This window comes from Neptunomonas sp. (assembly GCF_016744175.1).
Taxonomy (GTDB): domain Bacteria; phylum Pseudomonadota; class Gammaproteobacteria; order Pseudomonadales; family Balneatricaceae; genus Neptunomonas.
This window is the reverse complement of the sequence record NZ_JADGEV010000064.1, coordinates 1-16,181: the sequence shown is the minus strand read 5'-3', so window position 1 is coordinate 16,181 and position 16,181 is coordinate 1. Positions and strand designations below refer to the sequence as shown.

Genomic DNA, 16,181 nt, shown 5'->3' with positions numbered 1-16,181 from the left:
TGTGCTTCTTTCGTCAGTGTTTTTGCATTGCTTTTGGTTATTGGGCAGCAATCCTTCGCATCTGATGCTGATCAAAGTGTGGGGGTGTTAAAGTCTCTGGTAGTTACCGCTGAGGAAGATGCTCTTCAAAAACTTTTCTTTTTAGGTTTGTATGCTTCAAAGCAGCAGAACTATAAGGCTTCTATCGCTATTTTTTCAGATATGTTAAAGCGAACGAGCAGCCCTAGAGTTAAGCTTGAATTGGCGAGATCTTTGTTTTTGGATCGTCAATTTCAAGCCTCAAAAAGTATTTATCAAGAAGTCCTTTCTGGGCAAGGTGTTCCTTGGTCGGTTAAACAAAATATACGCTTGTACCTTAATCAAATAGATAGCGACATTGGCTACGTGAAGTTTGGGATTTCATTTGTTAGTGATTCAAATCCGGAAAATTTCACCTCGAGTGAAGAAGTAAATATTTCTGGACGCACGTTAAAAGTGGTTCGCCCGTCTGGCGACCAAGAGGTAATGGGGGTGCGCTATAGTATGGATAGTGGGTTTCCTCTATCCGATGACTCACGCACACAAGCATATTTAAATGCCTCGTTTAGTGACTTTGAGGGTGGGAAGCTAGAGCGTTGGATAAGTGATATTGGGATTGTCTCATCGTTTGAGTCGCTTCCGCGAGTGAAAGTGAAAGCGGGTGTTGAGTACTCTGAACAAAATGGAAGAAAGCGATATGACTTTTCATACCTGAGCACTTTTTACACGCCCAATATTGCCGACCAGTTTAGGTATAATTATCAATTTCGAGCTGGTCGGTTAGTGATTCATGGGGCACCTCATCTTGATGCACATGTCTATAGAGCAACAGCAAATTTTACCAAATCATTGCAAAATGATTTTTTTGCAGATGGAAGTTTAGCATTTGAAAAATCCGTTGCCCGCGAAACACCGTATTCTTATCATGAAGGTACTTTAGCTCTTGGGCTTGATATGCCTATCAATGATTGGGGTGTCCGGTTGTCTAGTTCGGCTAGTTTGCGATTTTATGGGGATATCGATCCGTTCTTTGGTGAGCGGCGTCGTGATTTTAAAAAGAAGTTAGGTTTTGTTCTAAGTAATGAGAGAATTCATACATACGGTTATAAGCCAGAAATAGGGCTTACGTATGAAAAGAATAATTCATCGCTCGGGTATTTCGAGTATGACAAAATTAGCTTGGTTTTTAGTTTGGTGGAGGGTTATTAGCAATCGTTCTTTTGTTAACGAAGATGTAAGCTTCTATGGTAAGTGGTCACCCGTGAGCTAGTCTTGCTTTGTTATTTCTGCGTTTATTTGCTGCAATTTTTATTTTCTTTTTTTGTAGCAAAAAAATCATATTTTTCGTTATGTCTCGCTTGTAATTAATTGACTGAAATATAAGGGCTTTATATAGGCTGCATATATTTGGTGTTAAACCCTTTGTGGTTTGGGCTATTAGATGCATGTATTTCGGGGCTTGTCGCTGCTGTACCACACTTGCAAAAAGGGGGGGTAGTTTCTATAGTGTATGTTAGTGGGTAAATGTGGGTAAATGTGGTTTTTTATGAAAAGATTGGGTGGTTGAGCGATGTTTCGTGGCGTTAATCAAATAAATCTGGATGCGAAGGGCCGAATGGCCATTCCTGCCCGCTACCGAGAGATGATTTCGGTTCAGTGTGCAGGGCATTTGGTTTTGACGATTGATACTGAGGAGCGTTGTTTACTGTTGTATCCCATCGATGAGTGGGAAATTATCCAAGCAAAAATAGATGCGCTTCCAAGCCTAAATCCTGTTGCACGCCGTTTGCAGCGTTTATTGGTTGGGCATGCGTCAGATTTGGATATGGATAGTCATGGGCGTTTGTTAATACCCGCGTTGCTTCGTGATTATGCTGGATTAGATAAAAAGACCATCTTACTAGGTCAGGGGCGGAAGTTTGAAATTTGGGACGAGGCGAACTGGAATGCGACTCGTGACAGATACTTACAGGAAGTCGAAGCTGAGGCGTTGCCAGATGCTCTACTCAATTTGTCACTTTAATAATTTATGCAGGGTTTTTCTGTGAGTACTGAATCATTACACCATATTACTGTATTGCTTGATGAGGCTGTGGCCGCTTTGGTGCAAAATCCGGATGGTTTTTATGTTGATGGGACATTCGGGCGAGGTGGACATTCATCGCTTATTCTCAAACAGTTGGCGCCGACGGGTCGGTTAATGGCGATTGATAAAGATCTCGAAGCCATAGCGTGTGCTAATGAAAGGTTCGACGATGATTCTCGCTTTGATATTGCGCATGGATCTTTTTCAGAACTGCAGTCTTTTGTAGCGGACAGGGGTGTGTTTGGTGAGGTTGATGGGATCTTGTTGGATTTGGGCGTTAGTTCCCCACAGCTTGATGATCCTACTCGTGGCTTTAGTTTTCAAAATGATGGTCCGCTTGATATGCGAATGGATACAACGTCTGGAGAAAGTGTAGCTGAATGGATCATGAGAGCCTCTCAGGAAGAAATTGCGGATGTTATCTACACGTATGGTGAAGATAAGCATGGTCGACGAATGGCAAAAGCAGTACTGGAGGCGCGAGCAGAAGCACCTATTGAAACAACAGGACGGTTAGCAAAAATAATTTCTGATGCAAACCCGTCGTGGGAGAAAGGTAAGCATCCAGCTACTCGGGCTTTTCAGGCTTTTCGGATACACATAAATAAAGAATTAGAAGATTTAGAAAAGTGTTTAGATCAATCACTTGAATCATTAAAAGTGGGTGGTCGATTAGTGATTATAAGCTTTCACTCGTTAGAAGATCGAATCGTGAAGCGCTTTATTCGTAAACACGTTAAGGGAGATGATCATTTGCCTCTGAGCATCCCTATTACCAACGATATGTTGAATCAAAGGCTTAAAGCTGTTGGCAAAATGGTTAAAGCCAGCGCGACTGAGGTGGATGAAAATCCGCGTTCACGTAGTGCTGTTATGCGTATAGCTACAAAAATTGCTTGATAGAAGACACTACTAAACATAAGGCAATAAGAAGGTATATATTTTGTTTTCTTTACCAGTATGGTCGATTAAAAACAAAGAGGTCACAGCATTACCTATTCTTAGCATAGAGGCTGTGGCTCGTCCCGTTTTTATTGTTGCTGTATTGGTTGTCTTAATTGTGTTCAGTTCATTGGCTGTTACTTATGCCGCTTTCCAGTATCGACTTTTATTTAATAAGCAACAGGTCTTTGTGCAACAGTGGGATGAGTTTCAGGTTGAGTGGGGGCAGTTGCTTCTTGAGCAAAGCACCTTGGGAACTAACAACCGAGTAGAGCAGGTTGCACGAAAGCAGTTGAAAATGATGACGCCTCAGCCTGATATGATTGAGATTGTTCAATATGAGCGATAATACTGGCTCTTCAGTCGTTGCATCTGCAGGGCGGAGTTGGCGCTTAGTTTTAGTTTTTGTGTTGTTAGTGGCGGTTTCTGGGGGAATCGTTACAAAGCTAGTGTCCCTTTATACATTGGATCAGGACTTTTTGCAGCGACAAGGTGATGCACGTAGTTTACGAACAACATTGGTTCCGGCGCATCGCGGTATTATTACGGATAGGAATGGAGAGCCTTTAGCTGTTAGTGCTCCCGTAGCAACCATCTGGGCTGACCCTAGTAAAACAGATAAGCACCATCAAGGGTTGAAACGCCTCGCTTTTTTATTAGACTCAAAACGTAGTGACCTCGTTGCGAAGCTTGAAAAAAATAGCAAACGCCAGTTTATCTATCTTAAGCGCCAAGTTGCACCTGAGCTGGCCGAGCAAATAGATTCTTTAAAGATTCCGGGTGTTCACGTTGATGTGGACTATAAACGTTATTACCCTGCCGGTGAGGTGTCGACGCACTTAGTTGGTTTTACTGGAATAGAAGGTAATGGCCAAGAAGGAATGGAGTTGGCTTATGATGAATGGTTAAGCGGCGAGTCTGGACGAAAGCTGGTTATGCAAGATCGACTAGGAAGAACGATTAAGCATATTAAATCTATAGAGCAGGCCAAACCCGGAAAAAACATACAGCTGAGTATTGATTTGCGTCTTCAGTACATGGCATATCGCGAGTTAAAAGCAGCGGTGCAGGCTCATAAAGCGGATTCTGCATCTGCGGTGGTATTGGATGCCAAAACAGGTGAGGTACTGGTGATGGTAAACCAGCCTTCATATAATCCTAATGACCGTAGCCGCATGGATGTTAAAGGCTTGCGAAATCGTGCTGTTACCGACCTTTTTGAGCCTGGTTCTACGATGAAACCGTTGACTGTCGCAGCAGCATTAATGAGTGGTAAGTATACGGCGCAATCCATAGTGGATACGACGCCAGGCTATATTAAGATTCGTCGAAGCACTATTCGTGATCACCGTAACTACGGGAAGCTAAATCTAACGTCGATTATAACCAAATCAAGTAATGTTGGTGTCACTAAGCTTGCGCTTAGCTTACATGAAGATGCAGTTCGAAATTTATTTCATAATGTGGGTTTAGGGCAGTCATCTGGAACAGGGTTTCCAGGAGAAAGAAATGGTAGTTTGCCATATTATCCTGCAAAACGTGTCGTGGAGCGCGCGACCATGTCTTATGGCTATGGGCTTTCGGTAACGCCATTGCAGCTGGCTCAAGCGTATCTTCCTTTAGCGAATGATGGGGTTGCCTTGCCAGCAAGTTTGATCAAGCAGGATGAAGTGCCCAAAGGAAATAGGGTTATGCCAGCGGTGATAGCAAATAGCGTGCTAGGTATGATGGAAACAGTAACGCAGAGTGGTGGCACTGGGCGGCGTGCGGCAGTACATGGTTACCGAGTAGGGGGTAAAACAGGTACCGCACATAAAGCCAGTAAAGGTGGGTACTCAGACGATAAATATATAGCAGTTTTTTCTGGGATTATCCCTGTTTCAGACCCGCGCATGATTGTCGTAGTTATGGTTAATAACCCTAAGGGCCAAGAATACTATGGCGGAGAGGTGGCTGCGCCTGTTTTTTCCCGTGTGGCGAGTAATGCTTTGCGCTTATTAAATGTCGCACCGGATCAGTGGCCTGATAAGCCAAAACAAACAGTGGTGATGAAATGATGGAATTCAAACCCACAGCGTTGCATGCACTCTCGATTGTAAGTAAAGAACATGAAAGTGCAGACCTCATTGTAATGGGCCTTTGCTCAGACAGTCGCCATGTTCAGCCGGGGGACTTGTTCATTGCGCGAGACGGTGTTAATCATCAAGGCATCGATTTTATAGAGCAGGCTGCCAGTCAAGGAGCCGTCGTGGCTGTTGTTGATCACGCGGTTACACAGAGTTGTGATCTAGCTGTTTTCTCTATTCCTGTGTTCCGTATAGATGATCTTAAGAATAAAGTGGGCGTATTGGCCGCACAGATGTTGGATAACCCAAGCCATAAAATGATCCTTGTTGGCATTACTGGGACAAACGGTAAAACATCTTGCGCACATTACATAGCCCAGGCGTTGGCAGCGTTAGGGCAAAAGGCTGCATTGATAGGTACGGTAGGTAACGGTTTTCCTGAGGCATTAAAAGAAGCAACGCACACGACACCTGATTCGATAAAACTACAGCAGTTATTGGCTGATTTTTATGTGCAGGGTGCGGATGCGGTTGTTATGGAAGTTAGTTCACATGCTTTAGACCAGGGGCGGATCTCTGGTGTGGAGTTTGATGCGGTGGCGTTAACGAATTTAAGCCGTGATCATCTGGACTACCACGGTTCTATGCAGGCTTATGCTGATGCTAAATCACAGCTTTTTTTATCGAAAAGTCATGATGCAAATAACGAAGTTGTATTGCCACGTATTGTTCTAAATGCTGATGATGAGTTTGGCTGCCAGCTTGCAAAGGCACTGGAACAAAATCAACAGTCTTTTTCTCGTTATAGTGTTCACTCAACAAAGTCTACCGATGTATCAGTTAAACATTCAGAACTTAGTCCTGAAGGTGTTGTTTTAGATATTGCACTACCCAGCGGAGATATCCACTTTAAAGCAGCTGTGGTGGGTGATTTTAATATCGCTAACTTACTACTCGTTGTGTCTGTACTGGTGCAACTAGGGCAAAGTAATACAAAAATTGAAACCGCTATGGCGCAAGTTTCTGCTGTGCCTGGTCGCATGGAATGCCTAATGGTTGAGGGGTTTCCTACGGCGGTTATTGATTATGCGCATACGCCGGATGCTTTGGAGAAAGCATTACTCGCCGCACGCAAGCACTGTAAGCAGGAATTGTGGGTGGTTTTTGGTTGTGGGGGGGATAGAGATACGGGTAAGCGTGCAGAAATGGCCGCGATAGCTGAGAAGTTCGCAGATAAAATAATAGTTACCAGTGATAACCCTCGCACAGAGTCTGCAGATGAGATTATTAAGATGATTATGCGAGGGTTTTCTTGCTCGAAAAACGTCATTCAAGTTGTTGAAAGACAAGATGCTATCGCCAAGGCCGTTAAGTTAGCCGGCTCAGATGATTTAGTATTAATCGCTGGTAAAGGGCACGAGGATTATCAAGAGATAATGGGTATTAAATATCCTTTTAGTGATAAAAAAGTTCTAGAAAGTTTGATGGGAGGTTTTGCTAATGATGCATAAAGGCTTCCGATTGAGTGGTTTGCTTTCAGCAATATCAGGGCAGTTGGTAGGCCAGGATGTTACTTTTTCTCGTGTTAATACAGATACTCGATCAATTCAGCCAGGTGACTTGTTTGTAGCGCTTAAAGGTGAGCGTTTTGATGCACATGAGTTTGCTGGTCAGGCGATAGCCGCAGGTGCTGTTGCTCTTGTTGTTGATACAAAGCTTGCGTTAGATGTTCCGCAAATAGTTGTCTGTGACACGCGTGTCGCTTTAGGTAAAATTGCAGAATATAATCGCGCTTTTTTTCAAGGTGTTTTATTCGCTATTACAGGAAGCAGTGGAAAAACGACAGTTAAAGAAATGTTGGCTGAAATATTGGCAGGTGCAGGTCAGGTTTTAGCAACAAAAGGGAACTTGAATAACGATATTGGTGTGCCTCTGACATTGCTACGGATAGCGCCTAATGACGAGTATGCTGTCATAGAAATGGGGGCTAGTGGCCCTGATGAAATAGCGTATTCAGCAAAATTGTCACATCCTAGTATTGCTTTAGTTAACAATGCTATGGGAGCGCACCTAGAGGGTTTTGGGTCGCTTCAAGGTGTTGTTAATGCCAAAGGTGAAATATATGACGGCTTAGGTCCCGAAGGTATAGCTGTCGTCAATATGGATGATCCGCATGCACATCAATGGATTAAGCGTATTGATAACAAGCCGTTACTAACGTTTGGCATGGATTCCAACGCTGATATTTATGCAAATAATGTTCAGATTTTAGATGACGGTTGTTACAGTTTTGTTGTCAAGCATGACGAAATATCTGAAAAAGTGCAGTTAAAAGTAATGGGTCGCCATAATGTCATGAATGCATTAGCGGCGGTTGCTTTAACATTAGCCGCCGGTTTGCCGCTGTCGCTAGCAGTTGCGGGGTTAGGGCGCTTTCGGGCAGTAAAAGGCAGAATGTGCAGTGTGTCAGGGCTTAACGGTGCTCGAATAATTGATGATAGTTATAATGCGAATCCTGGTTCAGTAAAAGCAGCAATACAAGCATTAGCAGAGTTGAAGGGTGAGCGAGTTTTAGTACTAGGCGATATGGGTGAGTTGGGTTTAGATGCAAAAGAAATGCACCGTGATATTGGGCGGTTTGCTGCAGAACACAACATCGATGAATTGATAGCGGTCGGCCCTTTGAGCAAAATGGCGGTGGAAGGGTTTCAGTCGTCAATTGGCTTACTACCACGGCAGTTAGCCAAGCACTTTATAGATCAAAAAAGTTTAATGGATGAGGTTGTTCCTAGATTGCATAAAAGTATGGTTGTTTTAGTTAAAGGATCTCGCAGTGCCGGGATGGATAAAGTCGTGACCCGATTAACGGAAAAGGTATAAAACATGTTGTTAATTCTGGCTGACTACCTATCAGAGCATTTCTCAGCAATAGCTGTATTTAAATATTTAACGTTGCGAGGGATTTTAGGCGTATTGACTGCGTTGGCTATTTCTTTGTTTATTGGTCCAAAGCTGATTCGTTACTTGAAAGATAAGCAGATTGGCCAATCGGTGCGTAATGATGGGCCTCAATCTCATTTGAGTAAAGCGGGTACGCCTACTATGGGCGGGGCCTTAATCCTACTTTCCATTGCAGTTAGCACGTTGTTATGGGCTGATTTGTCAAACCGTTATGTTTGGATTGTATTGATCGTTACCTTGATTTTTGGTGCTGTGGGTTGGGTTGATGATTGGCGTAAAGTAGTTGAAAAGAATTCTCGTGGGCTGCCGGCACGATGGAAATATTTATGGCAGTCAGTAGGCGGTCTGGGTGCTGCATTAGTTTTGTATTTCACCGCACAAAGCCCCGCAGAGACTCAGCTGATTGTTCCGGTTTTTAAAGATATTGTGATTGATATGGGTGTCTTTTTTATTGTCTTCACTTATTTCGTGATTGTGGGAACGTCTAATGCGGTTAACTTAACGGATGGCTTAGATGGTTTGGCAATTATGCCAACGGTTATGGTTGCAGGAGCACTCGCTGTTTTTGCTTACCTTAGTGGGCATATTCGCTTCGCTGATTATTTACATATTCCTTACATTGCCGGTTCCGGTGAATTAATCGTCTTCTGTGGTGCCATCGTTGGAGCAGGTTTAGGCTTTTTATGGTTTAACACATATCCAGCGCAAGTGTTTATGGGTGATGTAGGTGCATTGGCCTTAGGAGCTGCGTTAGGTACTGTTGCTGTTGTCGTTAGGCAAGAGCTAGTGCTGGTAATTATGGGTGGCGTTTTTGTTATGGAAACTGTGTCCGTTATTTTACAAGTGGCTTCTTATAAGTTGACAGGGCGGCGCATCTTTAGAATGGCCCCTATTCATCATCACTTTGAGCTAAAGGGGTGGCCAGAGCCTCGGGTTATTGTTCGGTTTTGGATTATTACTGTGATTTTAGTGCTCGTTGGGCTTGCTACATTGAAAGTACGTTAAGGCGCATTGGGCGCTGGGTTCGTACGGATACAACATATTGTTAAGAATGGGGAAGCAGGAAATAAGATGTCATTAATTACATCAGACCAGTTAAAAGTTGTCATCGGTTTAGGACAGACTGGGCTTTCCTGTGCACGTTTCCTAGCTAGAAAAGGTTTTCGTTTTGCACTTGTTGATACACGAGATAACCCACCACATTTAGAGAAAATCAAAGCTGAATTTCCTGATGTTGAGATGTATTTAGGCGAGTTGGATTCTGCTTACCTTATGCAGGCAAGTGAGCTTGTTCTAAGTCCTGGAGTGTCTCAACAATTACCTGCGATAAAAGAAGCGGTAGCAAATGGCGTTTCTCTTATTGGGGATATTGATCTGTTTTGCCGTGAAGTGAGTGCTCCTATTGTTGCTATTACTGGGTCAAATGCTAAAAGCACTGTTACTACGCTTGTTGGCGAGATGGCTAAGGCCGCGGGTATTGACGTCGGTGTTGGTGGTAATTTAGGTTTGCCTGTTTTAGATATGTTAGCGACAGGCGAACAGTCTCTGTATGTATTAGAGCTTTCCAGCTTTCAGTTGGAAACAGTGCATGATTTGCGGGCTCATGTGGCTACCGTGTTGAATGTTAGTCCGGATCATTTGGACCGCTACGATGGTATGCAAGGTTATTACCAAGCAAAACATAGAATTTTTCGCGGTTGTTTATCAGCGGTTGAAAACCGCGATGATTCATTAACACATCCGCTACTTCCAAAAAATGTTGAATTAATTGGGTATCGCCTCGGTAAGCCGGATTTGAAAATTTTTGGTTTACTTGAAGACTCAGGCGTTGAATGGCTATCTATTGGCCATGAAAAACTGTTACCAGTCAACAAAATAAAAATGCCGGGCCGTCATAATATTGCAAATGCATTAGCTGCATTAGCCTTGGGTCGTGCTGTTAATATTCCTATGGACGCTATGTTAAATGCATTGCAGAGCTTCGGCGGACTTGAGCATCGTTGCCAGTGGGTTTCTCACAAACGTGGGCTTGATTTTTACAATGACTCTAAAGGCACTAATGTTGGCGCTACGGTTGCGGCATTAGATGGTTTAGGTGCTAACTTATCTATTGGACAACGTATTGTCTTAATTGCGGGAGGCGATGCTAAAGGCGCAAGCTTTGATGACTTAGCGCATCCAGTGAGCCAGTTTGTACGCTCAGTTGTTCTTATTGGGCAGGATGCAGAAAAAATTAGCCGAGCGCTAGATGATATAGATTCGTCTATCCAAATGACACTTTCTGAAGCGGTTCTGCGTGCTATCGAAGTGGCGCATCCTGGCGATATTGTATTGCTGTCTCCTGCTTGTGCAAGTATTGATATGTTTAAAAATTACACTGAGCGTGGTGATCAATTTGTAGCGCTGGTGGATGCTTTATGAATCCCGTCAATACATTACGCCAACCTGCATGGTTGTCATTCCCGCAGAATGGAGTGGCTCCTTTTGATCCATGGTTATTAGGTACTGCTGTTACGCTTGTGTTAACAGGCTTTGTGATGATTACTTCAGCTTCTATGGATGTAGCGGCTGAAAGGTTTGGCGGTCCATTTTTCTTCTCTCAAAGGCATGGTTTTTTTATCATTTTAGCCGCTGTAGTTTCTATCATTGCTGTTCGAATACCCATCAAGTATTGGGAAAAGTACGGCCCAGTGTTACTAGGTATTGGCTTTGTTTTGCTGTTGCTAGTGTTGATTCCGGGAATAGGCCGTGAAGTGAATGGTAGTCAGCGTTGGATTAGCCTGGGACCTTTGAACTTACAGGCATCGGAAATAGCCAAGTTCTGTATGGTTATTTATGTGGCTGGGTATCTAGTGAGACGGTTGTCAGAAGTTAGAAGCAGTTGGGGCGGTGTGGTTAAACCAGTATTGCCATTGGCTTTTTTTGTTTTTTTATTATTAGGAGAGCCAGATTACGGCGCTGCAGTTGTCTTAATGGGGACTGTCATGGGGATGATATTCCTCGGAGGGATGCGCTTTACACAGTTTATTATGGTGCTGTCATGTGCTGTTGGTCTTATTATGGTGATGGCTGTTGCGCAGCCGTATCGTATGGCTAGGCTTAAATCATTTCAAGACCCTTGGGCTGACCCTTTTGGTAGTGGTTATCAATTATCACAAGCGCAGATTGCTTTTGGTCGTGGCGAATGGTTTGGCACTGGTTTAGGAAATAGTGTCCAAAAATTATTTTACTTACCCGAAGCGCATACTGATTTTGTGTATTCCGTATTAGCAGAGGAGTTTGGTTTAATTGGCGCTCTGCTGGTTGTAGTGCTGTATGGCATTATGATTTGTCGTATTTTTTTGATTGGTCGACAAGCCGAAAAACAAAAACAGTTTTTTATGGGTTATGTGGCGTATGGTTTTGGGTTAGTTTTTGCAGCTCAAGCATTAATTAATATCGGTGTTAATGTCGGTGCTCTACCAACCAAAGGATTAACACTACCGCTGTTAAGTTATGGGGGAAGTAGTTTGTTGGTTTGTGCTGTGATGATTGCTATCGTCATACGAATTGACTTTGAGCTAAAGCGCTTGAGGGTATCAGGAACAATTGATGTTACTAACCCCGTTATTGTTAAAAGATCGAAAAAAGAATCCGATAAGAATTCAGTTGATAAGGTTCCTTCTGATAGACAAATAAAGGAGGACTCTGAGCATGAATAAAACGATACTTGTCATGGCTGGTGGAACTGGGGGGCATGTTTTTCCAGCGCTGGCAACGGCACAATGTTTACAGATAAAAGGCGTTTCGGTTCACTGGATGGGTACAGAGAAAGGTATCGAGTCACGCATTGTTCCTAATGCACAGATTCCTTTGCACACCATAGATGTGCAAGGGTTGCGAGGCAAAGGGCGATTGAGTCTGCTATTAGCACCTTTTAAATTAATTAAGGCGGTTTGGCAGGCTATCAAGATTATGCGGTCTGTTAGTCCAGATGTTGTATTGGGCATGGGAGGGTTTGCTTCCGGCCCCGGAGCAGTCGCTGCTCGCGTATTAAGAATTCCTTTAGTCATTCATGAGCAAAATGCAACAGCGGGTTTGACCAATCGTATTTCTGCAAAGTTGGCTCAACGTATTTTGGTTGCTTTTCCTAGTGCTTTTAGCAGTGATATCCGAGTAGAGCAAACAGGCAATCCAGTACGCGGTGCAATCTTGGATTTGCCATCGCCGCAGGAACGTTATAAGCAGCGTGAGGGTGCTATCAATGTACTAATAGTAGGTGGGAGCCTTGGAGCAAAATCTATAAATGATCTCGTGCCTGAGGCGTTTGCTGCGCTAAGTTTGGAGAGTAGGCCCAACGTATGGCATCAAACAGGTAAGCAACATTTAGAAGCGACACAGGAAAAATACAAAGCACTGGATGTTTCGGCCCGAGTCGATGATTTTATAGAAAAAATGGATGAAGCCTATGGGTGGGCTGATTTAGTCATTTGTCGGTCAGGAGCGCTAACGGTGAGTGAGCTGGCTATAGCTGGTGTGCCTGCGTTGTTAATTCCTTTTCCATTTGCGGTAGATGACCATCAAACAGCGAATGCCCGTTACCTTGAAGAAGCGGGTGCTGCATGGGTCATTCAGCAATCTGATTTGAAGAAAGATGATCTTGTTGAAATTTTACATAACAAGGTAGACCGGGGCGCGTTATTAGAGATGGCACTCAAGGCCCGAAGCGTTGCTAAGCCTAATGCAAGTATAGATGTCGCTGGAATTTGTCTGGAGAGTATGAAATGAGCTCAGTATCACAAGCCCCAACTGTTTATGAAGTCCCTGAAATGCGGCGTATTCGTACAATTCATTTTGTTGGTATTGGTGGCGTTGGTATGTGTGGGATTGCAGAAGTTTTATGTAATCAAGGGTATCAAATTTCAGGGTCTGATATTCGTGCTTCGATAACAACAGATAGATTAGTAGCAATGGGTGCCACTATCCATATTGGGCATGCTCCTGAGAATATCCAAGGTGTCGATGTTGTGGTTATCTCTAGCGCTGTTACTGATACTAATCCAGAAGTTAAGGCCGCTCGAGAAAATCGTATTCCTGTCGTGCGACGTGCTGAAATGTTGGCGGAATTGATGCGCTATAGACATGGAGTCGCTGTGGCGGGAACGCATGGGAAAACTACCACAACGAGTTTGCTTGCATCCGTATTCGCCGAGGGTGACTTAGACCCTACTTTTGTTATTGGAGGTCGGCTTAATAGTGCAGGGACTAATGCACGAATGGGTGCTAGTCGATATTTAATTGCTGAAGCCGATGAAAGTGACGCATCGTTCCTGCATTTGCAGCCAATGGTATCGATTATTACCAACATAGATGCTGACCATATGGATACCTATGGTGGGGATTTTAATGTACTTAAACGGACCTTTGTAGAGTTTTTGCACAACCTGCCGTTTTACGGCTTGGCAGTTTTATGTACTGATGATGAGGTTGTGCGGGAAATTTTGCCAGAAATTAGTCGCCCTGTAGTGACTTATGGTTTGAATGAGACAGCTGATTACCGGGCAGTGAATATAACGCAATCTGGTATGCATACTCATTTTACGGTCAAGCGCCCTGAAGGACACGATGATCTTGACATTACACTGAATATGCCTGGTGTGCATAACGTACTGAATGCATTAGCTACAATTGCTGTTGCAACAGACGAAGGGATTGATGGTCAAGCAATTGCCACGGCACTTAAGCAGTTTTCGGGTGTCGGACGTCGTTTCCAAGTGTTGGATGAAATTGCGGTTCATGGCGGTTCAGTGATGTTGGTAGATGATTACGGGCATCATCCCCGCGAAGTTGAAGCAACAATAAAAGCTGTGAAGGCCGGTTGGCCTGATCGACGCTTAGTCATGATTAATCAGCCTCATCGTTATACGCGAACTCGTGATTTATATGAAGACTTTGTTCAGGTGCTATCTGAAGTAGATGTGTTGATGTTGATGGAAGTCTATGCGGCGGGTGAGGAGCTTATTGCAGGGGCTGACAGTCGAAGTTTATGCCGTAGTATCAGGCAGCGGGGTAATATCGATCCCGTGTATGTGAAAACGGCAGAAGAAGTGCCGGAGCTTTTGAAAAACATTTTGCGTCCAGGTGACTTACTACTAACTCAGGGTGCTGGAAACATAACGGCTTTGGCGCATCAGATTTCTGGGCTTGATTTGTCGGGGGATCAATAAATGGCGTACCGCATTGATGATAAGCAAGCGCAAACATTTGGGCGAGTCGCGGTTATTTATGGTGGGAATTCGGCGGAACGTCCGGTTTCGTTAAATAGCGGTCAAGCTGTTTTTAAAGCTTTAAAGTCAGCGGGAGTTGATGCATTTTTACTTGATCTATATGGGCCGGCGGGTGAGTTAAACCCTGTTGAGCAACTTCAACAGGAGAAAATTGACTCTGCCTTTGTGATATTGCATGGCCGTATTGGTGAAGACGGTGTTATCCAAGGTTTATTGGAAATGATGCAAATTCCTTATACAGGGAGCCGAGTAGCGGCTTCTGCACTTGGAATGGATAAGCTAAGAAGTAAGCAGTTATTTGTTGGCGCAGGGTTGCCCACACCACCCTTCAGTGTATTGCGTACAGAGAATGATTTATTAACATGTGCTGCGGAACTGGGGTTCCCTTTGATGATCAAACCAGCACATGAAGGCTCAAGCATTGGCATGCATAAGGTAAATGATGTATCAGAGTTAAGCGCTGCTTGGGAGGATGCATGCCTTTATGATCAATGTGTTATTGCTGAAAAATGGATCACGGGGGCAGAGTTTACAGTCACTATTTTAAACAATGAGGCTTTACCTGCGATACGTTTGGAAACACCTCATGATTTTTATGATTATGATGCGAAGTACGCAGCAGATGATACTCGTTATTTGTTTGATGACACGTTGAGTCCACAAAAAGAAGATGAGCTTTTACGGTTATCAGAACAGGCGTTTATCGCTATCGGTTGTAAAAGCTGGGGGCGAGTTGATGTTATGCAGAATAAGGAGGGCGAGTTCTACTTATTAGAGGTAAACACGACGCCTGGTATGACAGATCATAGTTTGGTGCCTATGGCGGCTAAACAAGCGGGTATCAGTTTTGAACAGCTTGTTGTTGAAATTTTGATTGAGGCTAGCTGATATGTCTGCTGGTCTACAGAAACTTAGAGTATTTGATCAGTCATCATTGCCTGCCCAAGCGGCAAGTGACAATGTAGCGCTTGATCAAACGCCTGAGTCCGCTCTTGCTCGAGAGGTAGATTGGTACTGGCGACCACTTCTGGTATTAACGGTCTTTTTGATTTTCGGTGGTTTGTTGTTTAGCGGTTATATGCAAGTGATGGCATGGCTAGATAAACCTATCACTCAAGTTAGAGTAGTGGGTGAAACCAAGTATCTGAATAAACGTGTACTTGCTGAAAAATTAGCGATTGGTATCAATGCACCATTAATGAATGTGGATATATCATCGCTGCGACAAATAACACTTGATGAACCTTGGGTACACGGTGTGCAAATAAAACGAGATTGGCCACCTGCTGTTGAAGTAACCATTGACGAGCAAATTCCAGTGGCTCGTTGGGGGAAAAAGGGCTTGTTAAATCATCAGGGTGATATTTTTTGGCCAAAGACCCCAGAAGAATATTCAAGCTTGCCCGTGTTAAATGGGCCAGCAACTGAAACGCAAAATTTGATGGCACAATACCATGATTTCAGCCGCCTATTTCAAGGTGTGAATGTTAAAATGGTAGGGCTTTCAATGGAGGCTCGTGGTGCATGGTCATTAGAGTTGGATAATGGAATTGCAGTTGTTGTTGGAAGAGAGCAGCTACGAGAAAGATTACAGCGTTTTTTACATGTTTATCAAAAAGAGTTAGCCCCACGTGCTGCTCAAATTGAGAAAGTAGATATTCGCTATACCAATGGTGTTGCTGTGAAGTGGCGTAAGCTTGAAGAACAAGTTAAGGCGGGTTAGATAAGAATGTCAGATGCTAGCATGATCGTCGCACTGGATATCGGCACCTCTAAAGTAGTGTGCTTGGTAGCCGAAGTTATGCCAGATGGCCATATCGAGGTTGTCGGCATTGGTTCGCA

The 16,181-nt window shown here is 43.7% G+C and carries 14 protein-coding genes; all 14 read left to right on the top strand.

The features are described 5' to 3' along the window. The coding region (locus QZZ55_RS18660) for a surface lipoprotein assembly modifier (RefSeq protein ID WP_293268934.1) at positions 1-1,227 on the top strand (1,227 nt) is incomplete at its 5' end. Between the two features lie 361 nt (positions 1,228-1,588). Beyond that, the gene (gene mraZ, locus QZZ55_RS18655; protein WP_293268933.1) at positions 1,589-2,041 is read left to right on the top strand and encodes a division/cell wall cluster transcriptional repressor MraZ; all 453 of its coding nucleotides are present in this window, start codon (positions 1,589-1,591) and stop codon (positions 2,039-2,041) included. A gap of 21 nt (positions 2,042-2,062) precedes the next feature. Further along, entirely contained in the window at positions 2,063-3,004 is a 942-nt protein-coding gene (gene rsmH / locus QZZ55_RS18650; protein WP_293268932.1) for a 16S rRNA (cytosine(1402)-N(4))-methyltransferase RsmH, read from the top strand. A 43-nt stretch (positions 3,005-3,047) separates the two neighbouring features. Further along, positions 3,048-3,395, top strand: coding sequence for a cell division protein FtsL (gene ftsL, locus QZZ55_RS18645; RefSeq protein WP_293268931.1), 348 nt, complete (start codon positions 3,048-3,050; stop codon positions 3,393-3,395). After that, a complete protein-coding gene (locus tag QZZ55_RS18640; RefSeq protein WP_293268930.1) occupies positions 3,385-5,103 on the top strand; it encodes a penicillin-binding transpeptidase domain-containing protein in 1,719 nt (572 codons plus the stop codon). The genes ftsL and QZZ55_RS18640 overlap by 11 nt, the downstream gene beginning before the upstream one ends. Next, a complete protein-coding gene (locus QZZ55_RS18635; protein WP_293268929.1) occupies positions 5,100-6,623 on the top strand; it encodes a UDP-N-acetylmuramoyl-L-alanyl-D-glutamate--2,6-diaminopimelate ligase in 1,524 nt (507 codons plus the stop codon). Before QZZ55_RS18640 ends, QZZ55_RS18635 begins: the two co-directional genes overlap by 4 nt. Further along, positions 6,613-7,992, top strand: coding sequence for a UDP-N-acetylmuramoyl-tripeptide--D-alanyl-D-alanine ligase (murF, locus tag QZZ55_RS18630; protein WP_293268928.1), 1,380 nt, complete (start codon positions 6,613-6,615; stop codon positions 7,990-7,992). The genes QZZ55_RS18635 and murF overlap by 11 nt, the downstream gene beginning before the upstream one ends. A 3-nt stretch (positions 7,993-7,995) precedes the next feature. Then, a complete protein-coding gene (gene mraY, locus QZZ55_RS18625; RefSeq protein WP_293268927.1) occupies positions 7,996-9,078 on the top strand; it encodes a phospho-N-acetylmuramoyl-pentapeptide-transferase in 1,083 nt (360 codons plus the stop codon). A 66-nt stretch (positions 9,079-9,144) separates the two neighbouring features. After that, the gene (gene murD / locus QZZ55_RS18620) at positions 9,145-10,494 is read left to right on the top strand and encodes a UDP-N-acetylmuramoyl-L-alanine--D-glutamate ligase (RefSeq protein ID WP_293268926.1); all 1,350 of its coding nucleotides are present in this window, start codon (positions 9,145-9,147) and stop codon (positions 10,492-10,494) included. Further along, on the top strand, positions 10,491-11,774 hold the full coding sequence (gene ftsW, locus QZZ55_RS18615; protein ID WP_293268925.1) for a putative lipid II flippase FtsW: 1,284 nt from the start codon (positions 10,491-10,493) through the stop codon (positions 11,772-11,774). The genes murD and ftsW overlap by 4 nt, the downstream gene beginning before the upstream one ends. Next, entirely contained in the window at positions 11,767-12,840 is a 1,074-nt protein-coding gene (murG, locus tag QZZ55_RS18610) for an undecaprenyldiphospho-muramoylpentapeptide beta-N-acetylglucosaminyltransferase (protein ID WP_293268924.1), read from the top strand. The genes ftsW and murG overlap by 8 nt, the downstream gene beginning before the upstream one ends. After that, the gene (gene murC, locus QZZ55_RS18605; protein ID WP_293268923.1) at positions 12,837-14,279 is read left to right on the top strand and encodes a UDP-N-acetylmuramate--L-alanine ligase; all 1,443 of its coding nucleotides are present in this window, start codon (positions 12,837-12,839) and stop codon (positions 14,277-14,279) included. Before murG ends, murC begins: the two co-directional genes overlap by 4 nt. Then, the gene (locus QZZ55_RS18600) at positions 14,280-15,227 is read left to right on the top strand and encodes a D-alanine--D-alanine ligase (protein ID WP_293268922.1); all 948 of its coding nucleotides are present in this window, start codon (positions 14,280-14,282) and stop codon (positions 15,225-15,227) included. Position 15,228: 1 nt separating this feature from the next. After that, complete coding sequence (locus QZZ55_RS18595; protein WP_293268921.1) at positions 15,229-16,062, top strand: cell division protein FtsQ/DivIB; 834 nt, start codon at positions 15,229-15,231, stop codon at positions 16,060-16,062. Positions 16,063-16,181 lie beyond the last annotated feature (119 nt).

What these genes read in the sequence shown, in the direction of transcription:
- mraZ (WP_293268933.1), top strand. Translation starts at nt 1,589, where the DNA reads ATGTTTCGTGGCGTTAATCAAATAAATCTGGATGCGAAGGGCCGAATG.
- QZZ55_RS18640 (WP_293268930.1), top strand. Translation starts at nt 3,385, where the DNA reads ATGAGCGATAATACTGGCTCTTCAGTCGTTGCATCTGCAGGGCGGAGT.
- QZZ55_RS18635 (WP_293268929.1), top strand. Translation starts at nt 5,100, where the DNA reads ATGATGGAATTCAAACCCACAGCGTTGCATGCACTCTCGATTGTAAGT.
- murF (WP_293268928.1), top strand. Translation starts at nt 6,613, where the DNA reads ATGATGCATAAAGGCTTCCGATTGAGTGGTTTGCTTTCAGCAATATCA.
- mraY (WP_293268927.1), top strand. Translation starts at nt 7,996, where the DNA reads ATGTTGTTAATTCTGGCTGACTACCTATCAGAGCATTTCTCAGCAATA.
- murD (WP_293268926.1), top strand. Translation starts at nt 9,145, where the DNA reads ATGTCATTAATTACATCAGACCAGTTAAAAGTTGTCATCGGTTTAGGA.
- ftsW (WP_293268925.1), top strand. Translation starts at nt 10,491, where the DNA reads ATGAATCCCGTCAATACATTACGCCAACCTGCATGGTTGTCATTCCCG.
- murG (WP_293268924.1), top strand. Translation starts at nt 11,767, where the DNA reads ATGAATAAAACGATACTTGTCATGGCTGGTGGAACTGGGGGGCATGTT.
- murC (WP_293268923.1), top strand. Translation starts at nt 12,837, where the DNA reads ATGAGCTCAGTATCACAAGCCCCAACTGTTTATGAAGTCCCTGAAATG.
- QZZ55_RS18600 (WP_293268922.1), top strand. Translation starts at nt 14,280, where the DNA reads ATGGCGTACCGCATTGATGATAAGCAAGCGCAAACATTTGGGCGAGTC.
- QZZ55_RS18595 (WP_293268921.1), top strand. Translation starts at nt 15,229, where the DNA reads ATGTCTGCTGGTCTACAGAAACTTAGAGTATTTGATCAGTCATCATTG.